This is a genomic window from Halogranum rubrum (assembly GCF_900114455.1).
GTDB lineage: Archaea > Halobacteriota > Halobacteria > Halobacteriales > Haloferacaceae > Halogranum > Halogranum rubrum.
On record NZ_FOTC01000002.1, the window covers coordinates 64,591 to 78,578 of the forward strand.

Below are 13,988 nucleotides of genomic sequence, written 5' to 3' on the forward strand. Positions count from 1 at the left end.
GTTTGCTATCGCCGTATCACGTTTATTCACTCGCGTAACCGACTCGCGGGCCTTTTACCCGCCCACCTCGACCTTTCAGTATGGTTCGGAACATCGCGAGCGTGATGGCCGAGCTCGAACCCGAGGACTTCTATCTCCTCTCGGGCGTCGAGCACGGGATGCGCTTCAGCAAGTGGGTCAATCGGGAGAAACTCCCGGACTACGCGAATCTGACGAAAGAGGAGGTCGACTACCGAATCGACCGCTGTATGAAGCGGGACCTCATCACCCGCAAGACTATCCAGTACGAGGGCTACCAACTGGAGTTCGAGGGGTACGACGCACTCGCGCTTCGGACGTTCTCGCAGCGCGAGAGTATCGACGGCGTCGGCGCGCCTCTCGGCGTCGGGAAAGAGAGCGACGTCTACGAGGTCCAGTCGTTCAAGCCGATGGCGCTGAAGTTCCACCGCGAGGGATACACCAACTTTCGAAAGGTCGACCGAGAGCGCGACTACACCTCCGACAAGAACCACGTCTCGTGGCTCTACACCGCTCGAAAGGCCGCCGAACGAGAGTACGAGGCATTGGAGACGCTCTACCCCGACGTCTCGGTTCCTCGTCCGGTCGACCACAACCGCCACGCCATCGTGATGGCGAAACTCGACGGCGTCGAACTCGCCCGCGCGAAACTCGAATCCGAGCAGGTGGTCGGCGTGTTGGACCTCGTCCTCCGCGAGATGGTGATGGCCTACGACGCTGGCTACGTCCACGCCGACATGAGCGAGTACAACGTCGCTATCAGCGAACGCGGTATCACCGTCTTCGACTGGCCCCAAGCAGTTCCGACTGACCACGACAACGCTCGGGAGCTCCTCGAACGCGACGTGAAGAACGTCGTCGGGTACTTCCGCCGGAAGTACCCCTCCGAGACGCCCGAATCGGTCGATATCGGCGCACTCGCGGCCGCACTCGCCGCCGACGAGTTCGATTCTGTCCGCGCGTTCGCGGAGTCGTAAACCACATACCGAGATATGGAATCAGAGTTTTCCCCACGAATCGTCGCGGCGGAGACGCTACTCCGTACTGGCTTTCGGGGAATTCGTCGCCTCGCGCTCGTCGACTGGCGTCCACGTCCGGCCACGGTCACCAACGTAGACAGACAGGGGACGGACGATTCTGTTGTCGGCCATCTGTTCCAGACAGTGAGCGACCCAGCCACCGACTCGGGAGACGGCGAACGTCGCGGTGAAGAGTTCTCGTGGGATGCCGACGCCGTACAGGAGGACGGCCGTGTAGAACTCGACGTTCGTCTCCAGCGGTCGGTCGGGTTTGTGTTCGGCGAGTCGACTGACTGCCCGCGCTTCGAACCCTTCGACGAAGTCGAAGAACGCTTCGTCGCCCGCATCGGCGTAGAACCGCTCGGCGGCACCGGAGAGAACCGTCGCACGCGGGTCACGCGTGCGATAGACTCGATGACCGAATCCCATCAGCCGTTCACCGGCGTCGAGTGTCTCCTGTAGATACCCCTCCGGGTCGCCGGACTCGTAGACGGTGAGGAGCATCTCCAACACCGGCCCCGGCGCGCCGCCGTGAAGCGGGCCCTTCAGCGACCCGACCGCACCCGTCACGGCCGAGACGAGGTCCGACTCGGACGACGTGATGGAGCGAGCGACGAAGGTAGAGGCGTTCAACCCGTGGTCGACGACTGTGTTGAGGTAGGTTTCGAGTCCTCGCACGGCCGCCGGGTCGGGTTCGTCACCCGACAGCATGTAGAGGTAGTTCGCGGCGTGGCCGAGGTCCTCGCGCGGTTCTACTGGCGCGTCGCCCGAGCGGTACCGCCAGTACGTCGCGACGATGGTCGGTATCACACTCACCAGTCGCTTCGCGTACTCTCTCGCTTCCGTCGGTTCCGTCGGTTCCGTCGCGTCGACGCCGAGGTTCGCCGCGGCGACACCCATCCGTAGCGCGTCCATCGCATCTACGTTCTCGCGTGCCGCGCGTCGAAGCACCTGCTCGACTTCCTCGGAGAGTGTTCGGTAGCCTGCAAGTTCCGTGCGGAACGAGTCGAGTTCCGCCGCCGTCGGCAGTCGGTCGTTGAGCAGCAAGAACACACTCTCCTCGTAGGTTGCACGTGTGGCGAGTCCTTCGACGGGGAACCCGCCGATGACGAGTTCGCCTCGCTCGCCGTCGATACTGCTGAGTCGCGTCTCCGCGACGGCGATACCCTCCAATCCTCGGTGAAGCTCTCGGTCGGCCATTCGTTCGAATAGAGAGACGAGAGCGTCGGAGATAGCGTTTCGGAGAATACGATTTCCCCTCTACATCACCCAGCAGCCAACACGGAAGCGCGACCAGCCTGTGGGCAGGTTTGGTCTCGTAGTTCTCCGCTCCCGGACGACGCATGGAGACGCCGCTACCGGCGGTCGCTGGCCGTTTACTCGTCATAAAACCGTCTCACTGCCGTAGGGTAACGCGGCTTCCCCCTATCTCCGGTCCTCAGTCCGCCTCTTCGACCGTTCGCGCGAGTAGTTGCTCGTCGTCGAGGAGCATCTCGACGACTCGCCGACCGGTATCGGACAACGAGTACCCGGCGTCCGTGTTCGTGAGATAGCGACTCCGGAGCTTCCGGAGGTGATAGTTGAACCGCCCCTTGTCGTCGATGGAACTCCGCGCCCGAATCGCCGAGTAGGAGAGTGGTTCCGCCGACTCGTACAGAATCAACAGTAACTCCAACCGAGCCGGTTCCGCGAGCGTGCTGAGAACCGAGGAGATTCCCGTCAGGTCGGTGGACGACGGCGTGCCCGCGTCGTCGCCGACGCCTCTGTCCGAGCGCGGAATCCACTGTCGTCGCTCTGGTCCGACGTATCTCGTTCGCGGTCTGAGCAGCGTCTCGCTTTCGAGCTGTTCGAGATAGTGCGCCATCCAGCCCGCAGAGCGCCCGATGGCGAAGACCGCAGTGAAAAGCTCGGGTGGGACGTCGAGTTCGGAGAGGAGAACGGCCGCGTAGTAGTCGACGGTAGCGTGAATCTGCCGCGTCGGCTCGTGTGTCGTGAAGTACTCCTCGGCGGCCGTTTCGAGCTGTTGTGCGCTACTGAGCAACGACTTCGACTCTCGGCTCTCGCCGTCGCGCTCGGCTGCCTGCTCGCCGACGCGCTCGGCCGCTCGTTCGAGGACGCCCGCTCGCGGGTCTCGGGTCTCGTAGACGGCGTGACCGAACCCGGGTACCGACCCGTCGGCTTCCAGTCGTGTCCGAACCACTGCTGTCGGGTCCACCGTCTCGTCGAGGTCCGTGAGCAGTTCGAGCGTTCGTTCGAGTGCGCCCCCGTGTCGTGGTCCTTTGAGTGCACCCACGGCAGCGGTCGCCGCCGAGAGTGGGTCAGAGCCAGTCGACCCGACGAGACGCGCCGCGAACGTCGAGGCGTTGAGGCCGCGCTCGACGATGGTCGTCAGATACGTCTCTAGTCCGTCTACCGTCGACTTCTCCGGCGTCGTCCCGGAGAGCATGTACAAGAAGTTAGCCGTGTGTGCTAAGTCGTCACGTGGCTGTACGGGTTCTTTCCCCTGGCGATACCGCCAGTAGGCCGCGACGATGGTTGGACAGCTTGCGACGACGCGTCGAGTTGCGGCGAGGGTGTCCTCGCTGTCACAGTAGAGGTTACCTGCCCCGAGTCCCATTCGGAGGACGTCTATCGCCGGGACGCCCTCGTCGGCTCCGGCCCGAATCAGATTGTAGACGTCGTCTGTGAGACGTCGAGCGTCCGAGAGTTCGTCTGTGAACTCGACTAACTCTGTGTCGGTAGGGAGCCGTCCGTCGAACAACAACCACGCGACCTCTTCGTACGTCGCATTCTCGGCGAGGGCTTCGACCGCGAACCCTTGGATTCGCAGTTCGCCGGTGTCGCCGTCGATTTCGCTGAGGCCCGTCTCAGCGACTTCGGTGAAGGAGAGGCCAGGGTCGAAGACGGAGGGAGTCACGGTCTCTCAGATATCTTCGGTACGTCGGCAACAGTGTTACGGCGAATCTGCTCCGTCGAGTCGAGAGGGTAGCTCTTCGTCCGACGACGCCTGTCTCACAGGTGGAGTTCGATACAGTCTCACTCTCAGTCCCGCGTTTCGGCTACCCGGCCAGACGACTGACGTTGTTCGCGTGGCTACGACCGTGGAACTACCAGATTCTGTATGTGTTCTGGGTCTCCTCTCTACCTCCTCCAGAACGACGTCGTTTCTACCGCCCCGACGGAGGGGGCTTGAGACGGCTTCTCTGTGGTAAACTGTGACCCACTGACCGGCCGGTAACCGAGGTTTCTATCCGGTAACTACGTTCGATTACTTCATTGTTAGATTATTGTTAAGTATGGAAAGTAGGACAGTCTGTAGTAGACACAATGCCTGAGAACCCATCCACCGACGACCCGGCAACCACTTCACGACGCGGTTTTCTCAAAGCAGCAGCGACCCTCAGTCTCGCAGGAAGCGCAGTCTCCGCGACGAGCCAGCAGGTCGCCGCAGCGAGTCGAGACAGCTACACGATTCTCGACGGCACCATCTACGAGACGTCGGTTCACGTCTACGACTCCGGAAACGACGGCCCGACGACGTTCATCACGGGTGGCATCCACGGCGACGAACGCAGCGGCTTCATGGCCGCCGAAGAGATAGCCACGTGGACGGTGGACCACGGCAAACTCGTCGTCATCCCCCGCGCGAACGTCCCGGCAATCGACGCACTCGACCGTCACGGCCCCGAAGGCGACCTGAACCGACAGTTCCCGCCCCGAAGCGGCGAGTGCTACACCGATATCGCCCGTGCCATCTGGGAAGAGGTCGTGAGACACGACCCCGACTTCGCGTTCGACCTCCACTCCGCACGCGGTATCTGGCGCTCCGGTGACGGCAGTGTCGGACAAGCGGTGTTCCCGACGTGGACCTCGCCTGCTCGTGACTACGGTGAGAACGCCATCGCCGACCTGAACGACGAGTTCGGTCTCACCGGCGACATGGCCTACCTGATGGGTAACACCCTCGACGCCGACCGCAAGATGCTCATGCACCGCATCGCGGGCTATCTCGACGTCCCCGGGTTCCTCTGTGAGACGACCGAGAAGGCCGACTCGCTGGAAGAACAGATTCAGTGGCATCTCTTCACGGTCGACCACATCATGAACCAGTACGGTCAGTCGCCGAACGCGGACGGGTCCAAGAGTGACTCCTCGAACTCCAGCAGTTCCGACGAACCGTCCGAGAGCGAACTCCACATCGAGGGCACCGGTCCGGTCGTCCGCTTCGAGTTCTCCGTCTCCGGTGGCGTCGAGAACGCGGGGACGCTCGAAGATTCGGACACCGTCTACGACAGTCGCGTCACCGGCCAGGTGTCCTCGCAGGACGACCGCTACGCGTTCACGGGCGACCTCGAACACTTCACCGTCACCGAGGGCGACAAAGAGGACGTCAACGTCTACCTCGACGGCGAGCAGATTTCGGTCGACCAAGAGACCGACGAACGCGAGGTTCACATCGAAGGAACTGGCCCGGTCGTTCGTTTCGAATTCGCCGTCTCCGGCGACGTCGAGAACGCGGGCACGCTCGAAGACAGCGACACCGTCTACGACAGTCGCGTCACCGGCCAGGTCTCCTCACAGGACGACCGCTACGCGTTCACGGGTGAACTCGAACACTTCACCGTCACCGAGGGCGACAAAGAGGACGTCAACGTCTACCTCGACGGCGAACAGATCTCGGTCGACCAAGAGACCGACGAGCGTGAGATTCACATCGAGGGAACCGGCCCGGTCGTTCGCTTCGAGTTCTCCGTCTCCGGCGGCGTCGAGAACGCGGGGACGCTCGAAGATTCGGACACCGTCTACGACAGTCGTGTCGAAGGCCAAGTCTCCTCACAGGACGACCGCTACGCGTTCACGGGCGACCTCGAACACTTCACCGTCACCGAGGGCGACAAAGAGGACGTCAACGTCTACCTCGACGGCGAGCAGATTTCGGTCCGGGAGGAGAACCCCGAGAAGATTCTGCACATCGGCGGCACCGGTCCAGTGACCCGCTTCGAGTTCTCGGTGTCGGGTGACCTCCGGAACACGGGGACGCTCGAAGACAGCGACACCGTCTACGACAGTCGCGTCGAAGGACAGGTGTCCTCACAGGACGACGAGTTCGCCTACACGGGCGAGTTGGAGCACTTCACCGTCACGTACGGCAACAAGGAAGACGTCGTCGTCACCGTCGACGGCGACCGGATTTCGGTCCAAGAGGAGACCCCCGAGAAGATTCTCCACATCGGCGGGACTGGCCCTGTTACGCGCTTCGAGTTCTCGGTGTCGGGCGACCTCCGGAACACGGGGACGCTCGAAGATTCGGACACTGTCTACGACAGTCGTGTCGAGGGGCAAGTCTCCTCGCAGGACGACGAGTTCGCCTACACGGGCGAGTTAGAGCACTTCACCGTCACGCACGGACGTGCGAGCGACGTCGACGTCACCGTCGACGGCGAACAGATTTCGGTCGAAGAAGAGACCCACCTCATCGAAATCCGAGGCACCGGCCCGGTCGTCCGCTTCGAGTTCGCCGTCTCCGGCGACCTACGGAACGCGGGGACGCTCGAAGACAGCGACACCCTGTACGACCACAGCGTCGATGGCCAGGTCTCCTCGCAGGACGACGCCTTCGAGTACACCGGCGAACTCGAACACTTCGACGTCACCTACGGGAGCGCAGACGACATCGTCGTCGTCGTCGACGGGTCGGAGATGAACGTCGCGTAGACGCTCTCCGACTCACGGTTCCCGCTGACACCCGGCGATGACTCCCTGGCAAGGGGACGAGCCACTTTGCGTCTCGACCCGACGCAGCAGTCGACGGGCGTTCCGACCCGGCGTTCTCAGGCACGCCGGGCCCGGACGTCCCGTCACCCGCAGTCTGACACTCGTATACGCCGCCGACCGAAGTACGCGTTCGCACGCGTTGCCAACGGTTGCGAACTCACTACTCTCCCTCGGCACATGCCGGCCGTCCCCGCTTTTCGGCGCACTCTTTGCGTAGCTCTTCACGGAAGGCAGCGACAGCCACGTCCGAGCGTTCGCGTTCGTCCCAGTCACGGACCGACACCGTCTCCGACGTCGCCTCTCTGTCGCCGACGACCAGCATGTACGGGATTCGGTCGTCGTGGGCCTGCCGAATCTTTCGACCGACCGTCCACTCACGCGTCTCGACGTCGACCCGGAACTCGCCGAGTTCGTCGGCGACACGCCGAGCGTAGTCCAAGTGGTCGTCGGAGACGGGGAGGATGCGAACCTGTTCCGGTGCGAGCCACGGGGGGAACTTCCCGGCGCAGTGCTCGATGAGCACGCCCATGAACCGGTCGAGACTCCCGAGAAGCGCGCGGTGGACCATCACTGGTCGGTGCGCTTCGTTGTCTTCGCCGACGTACGTCAAATCCAGGCGTTCGGGGATGTTGAAATCGACCTGCACCGTCCCAATCGTCCACTCTCGGCCGAGTGCGTCGCGAGCGTCGAGTCCAATCTTCGGCCCGTAGAACGCCGCTTCGCCGTCGGCGACGTCGTACGGCAGTCCCTCGGCGTCGAGTGCGTCTCGCAGCGACGTCGTCGCGAGTTCCCACACCTCGTCACTTCCGACGGCGTCGTCACCCTTCGTCTCCAGTTTGTAGAGCACGTCCAGTCCGAACTGGTCGTACAACGCCTCGATACTCCGGAGGACGCGCCGGACTTCGTCTTCGAGTTGGTCCCGACGGACGAAGGCGTGCCCGTCGTCTTGCGTCAGGCCACGCAGTCGAAAGAGGCCGGAGAGTTCACCCGACTGCTCGTTGCGATAGATCTCGCCGAACTCCGCGAACCGAATCGGTAGGTCACGGTAGGAGTGTTGCGTCCGGCCGTAGAGATACGCGTGGTTCGCGCAGTTCATCGGCTTCAACCCGTACTCCTCGCCGTCTTGCTCCCACACGAACATCTCGCCTGCCTCGCGGAACGCGTCGTAGTGTCCGGAGGGTTTCCACAATTCGGCTCTGTTCAGCGTCGGCGTCCACACCTCCTCGTAGCCGAGACGGGCGTTCTGTTCGCGAATCGTCTCCTCCAGCACGCGGCGAACCGCCATCCCGCGCGGATGGAAGTGCGCACATCCTGGTGAGTGCTCGGGGATGGAAAACAGGTCTAACTCTCGGCCGAGTCGGCGGTGGTCGCGGCGTTCGGCCTCCGCCTGTCGCTCGAGAAACGTCCGTAACTCCGCTTCACTCTCGAACGCCGTCCCGGACACTCTCGTCAGCGTCTCGTTCGTCTCGTCGCCGCGCCAGTAGGCCGCGGAGATGTTGCGGAGTTCGAACGCGCCGATGTCGCCCGTCGAGGAGACGTGTGGACCTTTACAGAGGTCTCCGAACTCGCCTTGCTCGTAGAACGAGACGGGACTTTCTCCAGCGGCTTCCTGTTCCAGAATCTCGCGCTTGAACGGGTTGTCTGCGTACCTCGCCAGCGCCTCCTCGCGGTCGACGAGAACGCGTTCGATGGGGAGGTCTTCGGCGACGATGTCGGCCATCTCGGCTTCGATGTCCGCCAAATCGTCCGTATCGAGGTCGTCGTTCGCGACGTCGTAGTAGAAGCCGTCGTCCGTGGGTGGACCGATTGCGAGTCGGGCCTCCGGGTGGAGGCGCTGCAGTGCCTGCGCGAACACGTGCGCCGTCGAGTGGCGGAGAACGCGGAGGTACGCGTCGCTGTCGCGCGTGACTATCTCGACTCGCGCATCGGCGTCGAGCGGCGTCGCTTTGTCGACGAGTTCGCCGTCGACCAGACCGGCCACCGTGTCGTCGCCGAGTCCGGGGCCGATGGCGTAGGCGACGTCGAGGACCGTCGTTCCGGAGGCGAACTGTCGTTGGGAGTTGTCAGGAAGCGTTACCACTAGCTGTGAACTGTCGTCGTCGGACATGGTGTTGTCACTCTGCGGGTGAACCGCACAGAATACGTCGAGACCTGGTGGTAGTGAGTTAGCGGGCGGGCACCCGTGTAAAGCACTCACCGACCAGCAGACTCATACCGACCTGTAGCGACGACGGCGATATATCCGTGTCGGTGGTGTGATAGTCGGTATCGTGGGCGTCGTGGAAGTCGTCGGTGTCGTCGCTCACTCCTCGGTCTCCGCGTCCTCGTCGACGTAGAGTTCGACCGCCTCGGCCTCGAAATCCTCGACGAACGCACCGCTGCCGCCGACCATGTACGTCCCGTCGTCCGTCTCGACGACGAGCGCGTTCTGGACGGGAAAGTCGTTGTTGATGGGCGAGAGCAGTCCCTGTCGAACTTCGACGATACGACCGTCTATCTCGGTCGTCTCACTGTCGCTGTGGACGGGTCGTCCACGGATGCGTGCGGAGACGGGAAATCCGGCGCGGAGATGGAGCGTCGCCTGTAGAACGGCGCTGCGAAAGTCCGTGTACGTTCCCGGGAGGTCACCCGGTTCTGTGACGTACACCTCGGTCGCACTCGGCCAGTAGTTACCGAAGAACGACCCGACCATGACGGGCGAGAGCTGTTCCTGCGTGAACGCGATGGCCTGCTTGCCGCTGTTCGAGCGCGAAATCATCTCGGTCGGGGCGATGAGACTGGAGATGCGGTCGGCCGTCACCATCGTCGGCATGAGTTCGCGCCACGCGCGGGCGACACTGGCGACACCGTCGAGTTCGAGGTCGACCAACGGGTCGACGCCGGTGACGACGAGGAGGACGAAGACGTCGCGGTCGACCGCCTCGCGGAGTTCGTCGGCGACTTCGGGGAGGTGTTCGTACGGAATCGAGAGGCTGAGTTCGTTCTCTGCACCGCCGATGAGCGACTTGATGCGCTTGATGACGGTGACGCGGGATTTCACCACCTCGAACTCGTCGGACTGGGGTGCTGCCTGCGAGTACCGTGCTTCCAGTTCCGGGCGCATCTGGTCGAGGTTGCCCGAGAGCGTCTCGATGACTGCCTCCGGTGGGTTCGCGCGGATGGTCGTCGGGACGACGTGGTCGTTGACCGAGACGAACCCCCGCTCTTCGAGTTTCTCGCTGATGCTGTAGACGTAGCGCTTGGAGACACCGGCCGCCTCGGCGATGGTACTCGCCTTGGCCTCGCCGTGTTCGAGAAGGGTGAGATACGTGTCGACCTCCTTGTCCGAGAGGCCGAACTGCCGAAGCAGGTCCGAGAGCGTAGGGTCGTCCATCTTGCTACAGATGTGCACGACCCCTACTTACATCCCCCGGATGCGTCCACGTCGGTCGGTTCTGTCGGCCCGACCGACATTCGACGACGTCTTCACTTACTGCTGAAACCATGAACGAAAATTACACCAAAAGTTCTTAACGTGTTCTCTCGTCGCATTCGCCAATGCAACTCCGCGACGCGCTCGACGACTACAAGCATCACAGAGACCACAGGACACGGTTCCCGGGCGAACGGCGGTCGACCGAGGGGCTGTTCTCGGGGCGAGACGGCCGACTCGTCCACGTCACGCCCGACGGTTGTGTTCGAGACTTCGGCTACCCGCTCACCGGTCAGACCGGTGTCGAGCGCTCTCGTCTCGGCGTCCGCCGCGACAACGAGGTCACGTGGTTCGACGACTGCGAGGTTCGCTCACAGGCCTACCACGACGACACCGCACTCGTCGTGACCGAACACGTCCTCGACGACGGCGTCGCCACGCAGTACGACCTGACGCTCGGTGATGCGCATCTCACGCACGTGACGCTCGACGTCGAGGGCAGCGAGAGCAGCGAGAGCAGCGAAGACGGCGAGACGGACCTCGTCGCCTTCGTTGGGTTCGCCCCCGACGGCCAGGATACGCGTATCGGCCAACTCCACCACGACGACGCTCTCGAAGTGTATCACGCCGACGAACACGACTTCGTCGGCAGTTCGACCGGTATCGCGGAGTTCCACGGACAGGTGCCGCCCAAGTTCGCGGAAGTGCTCGCTGCCGACCCCGTCGACCTGCCGCGGCCCGTCTCGGACGACCGATACGAGGAGGCGCGCCTCTCCGGGAATCTCGTCTGCTTCCTGCCGTTCGAGGACGATGCGACGACGCTCACGACACTCCTCACCGACCGCACGGAGACGCTTCGGCAGAACGCACTCGGTCGACTGGACGAACTCGCCGTCGCCTACACGGACGTCGAGTCGCTCGAACGCGCCGCCCAGTCGCAGGTCGACGTTCCCGTTCCGGCCGACACGCCGCACGCCGACGCGATGGCGACCGACCTTCGGGTGCTCTCGTTGCTCTCGGCGGAGACCGGTCTCCGTATCGCCGGCCCCGACTTCGACCCCTACTACGCCTACTCCGGTGGCTATGGCTACACGTGGTTCCGCGACGACGCCGAAATCTCGCTGTTCTGTCTCGAAGCGGCCGAGCGGTTCGGTCTCGACCTCGACGCGTGGCACGCCCGGAGCGCCCGGGCCTACTGTGAGACACAGCGCGAAGACGGGTCGTGGCCTCACCGCGTCTGGCCGCGAAACGGCAGTCTCGCTCCCGGGTGGGCGAACGGTCGTCTCGAAGCGGGTGACGACGTCGACTACCAGGCCGACCAGACCGGGAGCGTCATCGCCTTCCTCGCCAGCGTCCGTGAGCGACTCGACGACGATACTCCCCTCGCCGCACAGGTAGACGAGACGCTCGCCGACGCACTCGACGGACTCGACGAGACGCTCGCCGACGACGCCCGCCCCGTCGCCTGCCAGAACGCGTGGGAGGACATGACCGGTCGGTTCGCCCACACGACGGCGACGTTCCTCGAAGCCTACGCGACGCTCGGGGCCAGCGAGTTGCCAAACGACGACCACGCCGCCGAACAGGCGACCCGTGTCTACGACGCTGTCGACGACCTGTGGGTGCCAGAGAAGGGCATCTACGCGCTCCGAGAGTTCAGTGAGGATGCGAATCCGAGTTCCGAAGCGTCCGCGTCGACCGACGAGGGCGAACAGACGCCCGCAGAACTCGTCGAAGCGAAGGAACCGACCGACTACGAGGCGGGCGAACTCGACGACCGCTGTGACTCCGCGACGCTCGGTCTCGTCGCGGCCCACCGCGCCTACGACCGCGTCGAGTCGGTCGACGACGAACGACTGGACCGACTCGTCTCGCACGTTCGAGAGGTCGTCGAGACGCTCCGCCGGACGCCGAACGAGGGCGTCGACGGTCTGTACCGCTACGAGGGCGACAGTTGGCGCGTCCGCGAGCAACCCGCCGAGAAGATTTGGTCGGTGTCGACGGCGTGGGGTGCGCACGCGGCGGCCAGTCTCTCGGCCTTGCTGGACGACCACGACGACCCGCGGGCGGCCGAGTTCGCCGCACTGGCCCGTGACCTCCTCTCGCTGTGTCTGCCCGGCGGTGCGCTCTGCATGGAGAGTGGCTATCTCCCCGAACAGGTGTTCGACGACGGGACGCCCGACAGCGCGACGCCGCTCGGATGGCCCCACGCGCTCCGACTGGCGACGGTCGCGCTGATGGACGAGTACGAGATGCTCGACGAACAGGTCGTCGTCGCCGACGACTGAATCGGGTCGGAGTCTTCTCACTGGCGTTCGCTGGGTTCCACCACCGGTAGTCGTTCGACTGTAGACTGCGAGAAGAGAGGTGAGAAGAAGACAAGAGAACCGAGGCGAGGGCGAGTTACGGTGTCGGCGACGCGGTGCGCTCCCGCGTCCGCTTGAGCACCGACTCGCCGGTGTCGCCGTCGAAGAGGTGGAGGTCCGACTGGTCGAAGGTGACGTGGATGACGTCGCCGGTATCGGGTTCGATGTCGGAGTCGACGCGGGCGATGAAGTCCGGGCCGATGTCGAGATGGAGGTAGTTGTCGCTGCCGATGGGTTCGACGACGCCGACGGTGGTTCGGACGGTGTTTCTCCCGCTCTCGACGACACCGACGTCTTCGGGTCGGATTCCGAGGTTGAACTCGGTACCGTCGGCGTCGCGGACGCGGGCGGCGATGTCGCCCGAGAGGACGTAGTCGACGGTGCCGTCGTCGGTCACGAGGTGGACGTCGTCGCCGCGACGGTCGACGGAGACGTCGAGGAAGTTCATGCTCGGACTGCCGACGAACCCGCCGACGAAGGCGTTCGTCGGGTCGTTGTAGACCTCCTTGGGTGCGCCGACCTGCTGGAGTTCTCCACCGTTGAGGATGGCGATTCGGTCGCCCATCGTCATCGCCTCCTCTTGGTCGTGAGTGACGTAGATGGCCGTGATACCGAGTTCGTTCTGGAGGCGCTGAATCTCCGTCCGCATCGTCGTCCGGAGTTTCGCGTCCAGATTCGAGAGCGGTTCGTCGAACAGGAACACGTCTGGTTCGCGGACGATGGCGCGCCCGAGTGCGACGCGCTGTTTCTGCCCGCCGGAGAGTTCGTCCGGTCGGTCGTCGAGGAGGTTCTCGATGCCCATCATCTCGGCCGTCTCGCGGACGCGTTCGCGACGCTCCTCCTTCGAGAGGTCCGTGCTCATCCGCAGGCCGAACGCCATGTTCTGTTCGACCGTCTTGTGCGGGTAGAGCGCGTAGTTCTGGAACACCATCGCCACGTCGCGCTTGCGGGCGTGGACGTCGGTGACGTCCTCGTCGCCGAAGTGGATGGACCCCGACGTCGGCGATTCGAGTCCCGCAATCATTCGTAATGTGGTCGACTTCCCGCACCCCGACGGTCCGACGACCGTCACGAACTCGCCGTCAGCGACGTCGAGCGAGATGTCGTCGACGGCGACGATGCGACCGTTGTCGAACTCCTTTCTGAGATTATCGAGCGTTACAGTTGCCATTATGGCCATGCGTAGTGGTCACAGTGTATAGTTCTTGCCCTCTGAGCAGAATCTGTGATGCATAATTTCGTAGTATTTTAACGCGTCTCACCTCGACGGCGCACGAACGGTCCGAGAGCGGCGGGCGTGCGCGTCGTTCCCCGTCTGTGTAAGAACGGACAGTCACCCGCGTCGCTCGCGCGCGCCGTATCCAGGATGAACAATAGTGTCGTATCCGAATGATTTAA

At 63.6% G+C, this 13,988-nt stretch carries 9 protein-coding genes; 3 read left to right on the forward strand and 6 right to left on the reverse strand.

What is annotated here, in order from left to right:
* The first annotated feature begins 80 nt into the window (after nucleotides 1–80).
* The gene (locus BM083_RS08590; RefSeq protein ID WP_089868562.1) at nucleotides 81–995 is read left to right on the forward strand and encodes a serine/threonine-protein kinase RIO2; all 915 of its coding nucleotides are present in this window, start codon (nucleotides 81–83) and stop codon (nucleotides 993–995) included.
* Between the two features lie 57 nt (nucleotides 996–1,052).
* Here BM083_RS08590 and BM083_RS08595 read toward each other — a convergent pair whose 3' ends face one another.
* On the reverse strand, nucleotides 1,053–2,237 hold the full coding sequence (locus BM083_RS08595; protein WP_089868563.1) for a citrate synthase: 1,185 nt from the start codon (nucleotides 2,235–2,237) through the stop codon (nucleotides 1,053–1,055).
* 238 nt (nucleotides 2,238–2,475) lie between these two features.
* Nucleotides 2,476–3,954, reverse strand: coding sequence for a citrate/2-methylcitrate synthase (locus tag BM083_RS08600; RefSeq protein WP_089868565.1), 1,479 nt, complete (start codon nucleotides 3,952–3,954; stop codon nucleotides 2,476–2,478).
* 410 nt (nucleotides 3,955–4,364) lie between these two features.
* On the opposite strand from BM083_RS08600, the gene BM083_RS08605 reads away from it, so the two are divergent.
* The gene (locus BM083_RS08605) at nucleotides 4,365–6,752 is read left to right on the forward strand and encodes a M14 family metallopeptidase (protein WP_089868567.1); all 2,388 of its coding nucleotides are present in this window, start codon (nucleotides 4,365–4,367) and stop codon (nucleotides 6,750–6,752) included.
* 220 nt (nucleotides 6,753–6,972) lie between these two features.
* On the opposite strand, the gene thrS is transcribed toward BM083_RS08605, so the two are convergent.
* From thrS to BM083_RS08615, 3 genes are read right to left on the reverse strand one after another with little or no spacing between them, the layout of a single operon-like run.
* Nucleotides 6,973–8,919, reverse strand: a complete 1,947-nt coding sequence (gene thrS, locus BM083_RS08610; RefSeq protein WP_089868569.1) for a threonine--tRNA ligase — start codon at nucleotides 8,917–8,919, stop codon at nucleotides 6,973–6,975.
* A 58-nt stretch (nucleotides 8,920–8,977) separates the two neighbouring features.
* Complete coding sequence (locus BM083_RS23245) at nucleotides 8,978–9,118, reverse strand: hypothetical protein (protein WP_177197586.1); 141 nt, start codon at nucleotides 9,116–9,118, stop codon at nucleotides 8,978–8,980.
* On the reverse strand, nucleotides 9,115–10,185 hold the full coding sequence (locus tag BM083_RS08615) for a TrmB family transcriptional regulator (protein ID WP_089868570.1): 1,071 nt from the start codon (nucleotides 10,183–10,185) through the stop codon (nucleotides 9,115–9,117). The genes BM083_RS23245 and BM083_RS08615 overlap by 4 nt, the downstream gene beginning before the upstream one ends.
* 164 nt (nucleotides 10,186–10,349) lie before the next feature.
* Between BM083_RS08615 and BM083_RS08620 the strand changes: the two genes are divergently transcribed.
* The gene (locus BM083_RS08620) at nucleotides 10,350–12,512 is read left to right on the forward strand and encodes a DUF7997 domain-containing protein (RefSeq protein WP_089868572.1); all 2,163 of its coding nucleotides are present in this window, start codon (nucleotides 10,350–10,352) and stop codon (nucleotides 12,510–12,512) included.
* A gap of 115 nt (nucleotides 12,513–12,627) precedes the next feature.
* On the opposite strand, the gene BM083_RS08625 is transcribed toward BM083_RS08620, so the two are convergent.
* A complete protein-coding gene (locus BM083_RS08625; RefSeq protein ID WP_089868574.1) occupies nucleotides 12,628–13,761 on the reverse strand; it encodes an ABC transporter ATP-binding protein in 1,134 nt (377 codons plus the stop codon).
* Nucleotides 13,762–13,988 lie beyond the last annotated feature (227 nt).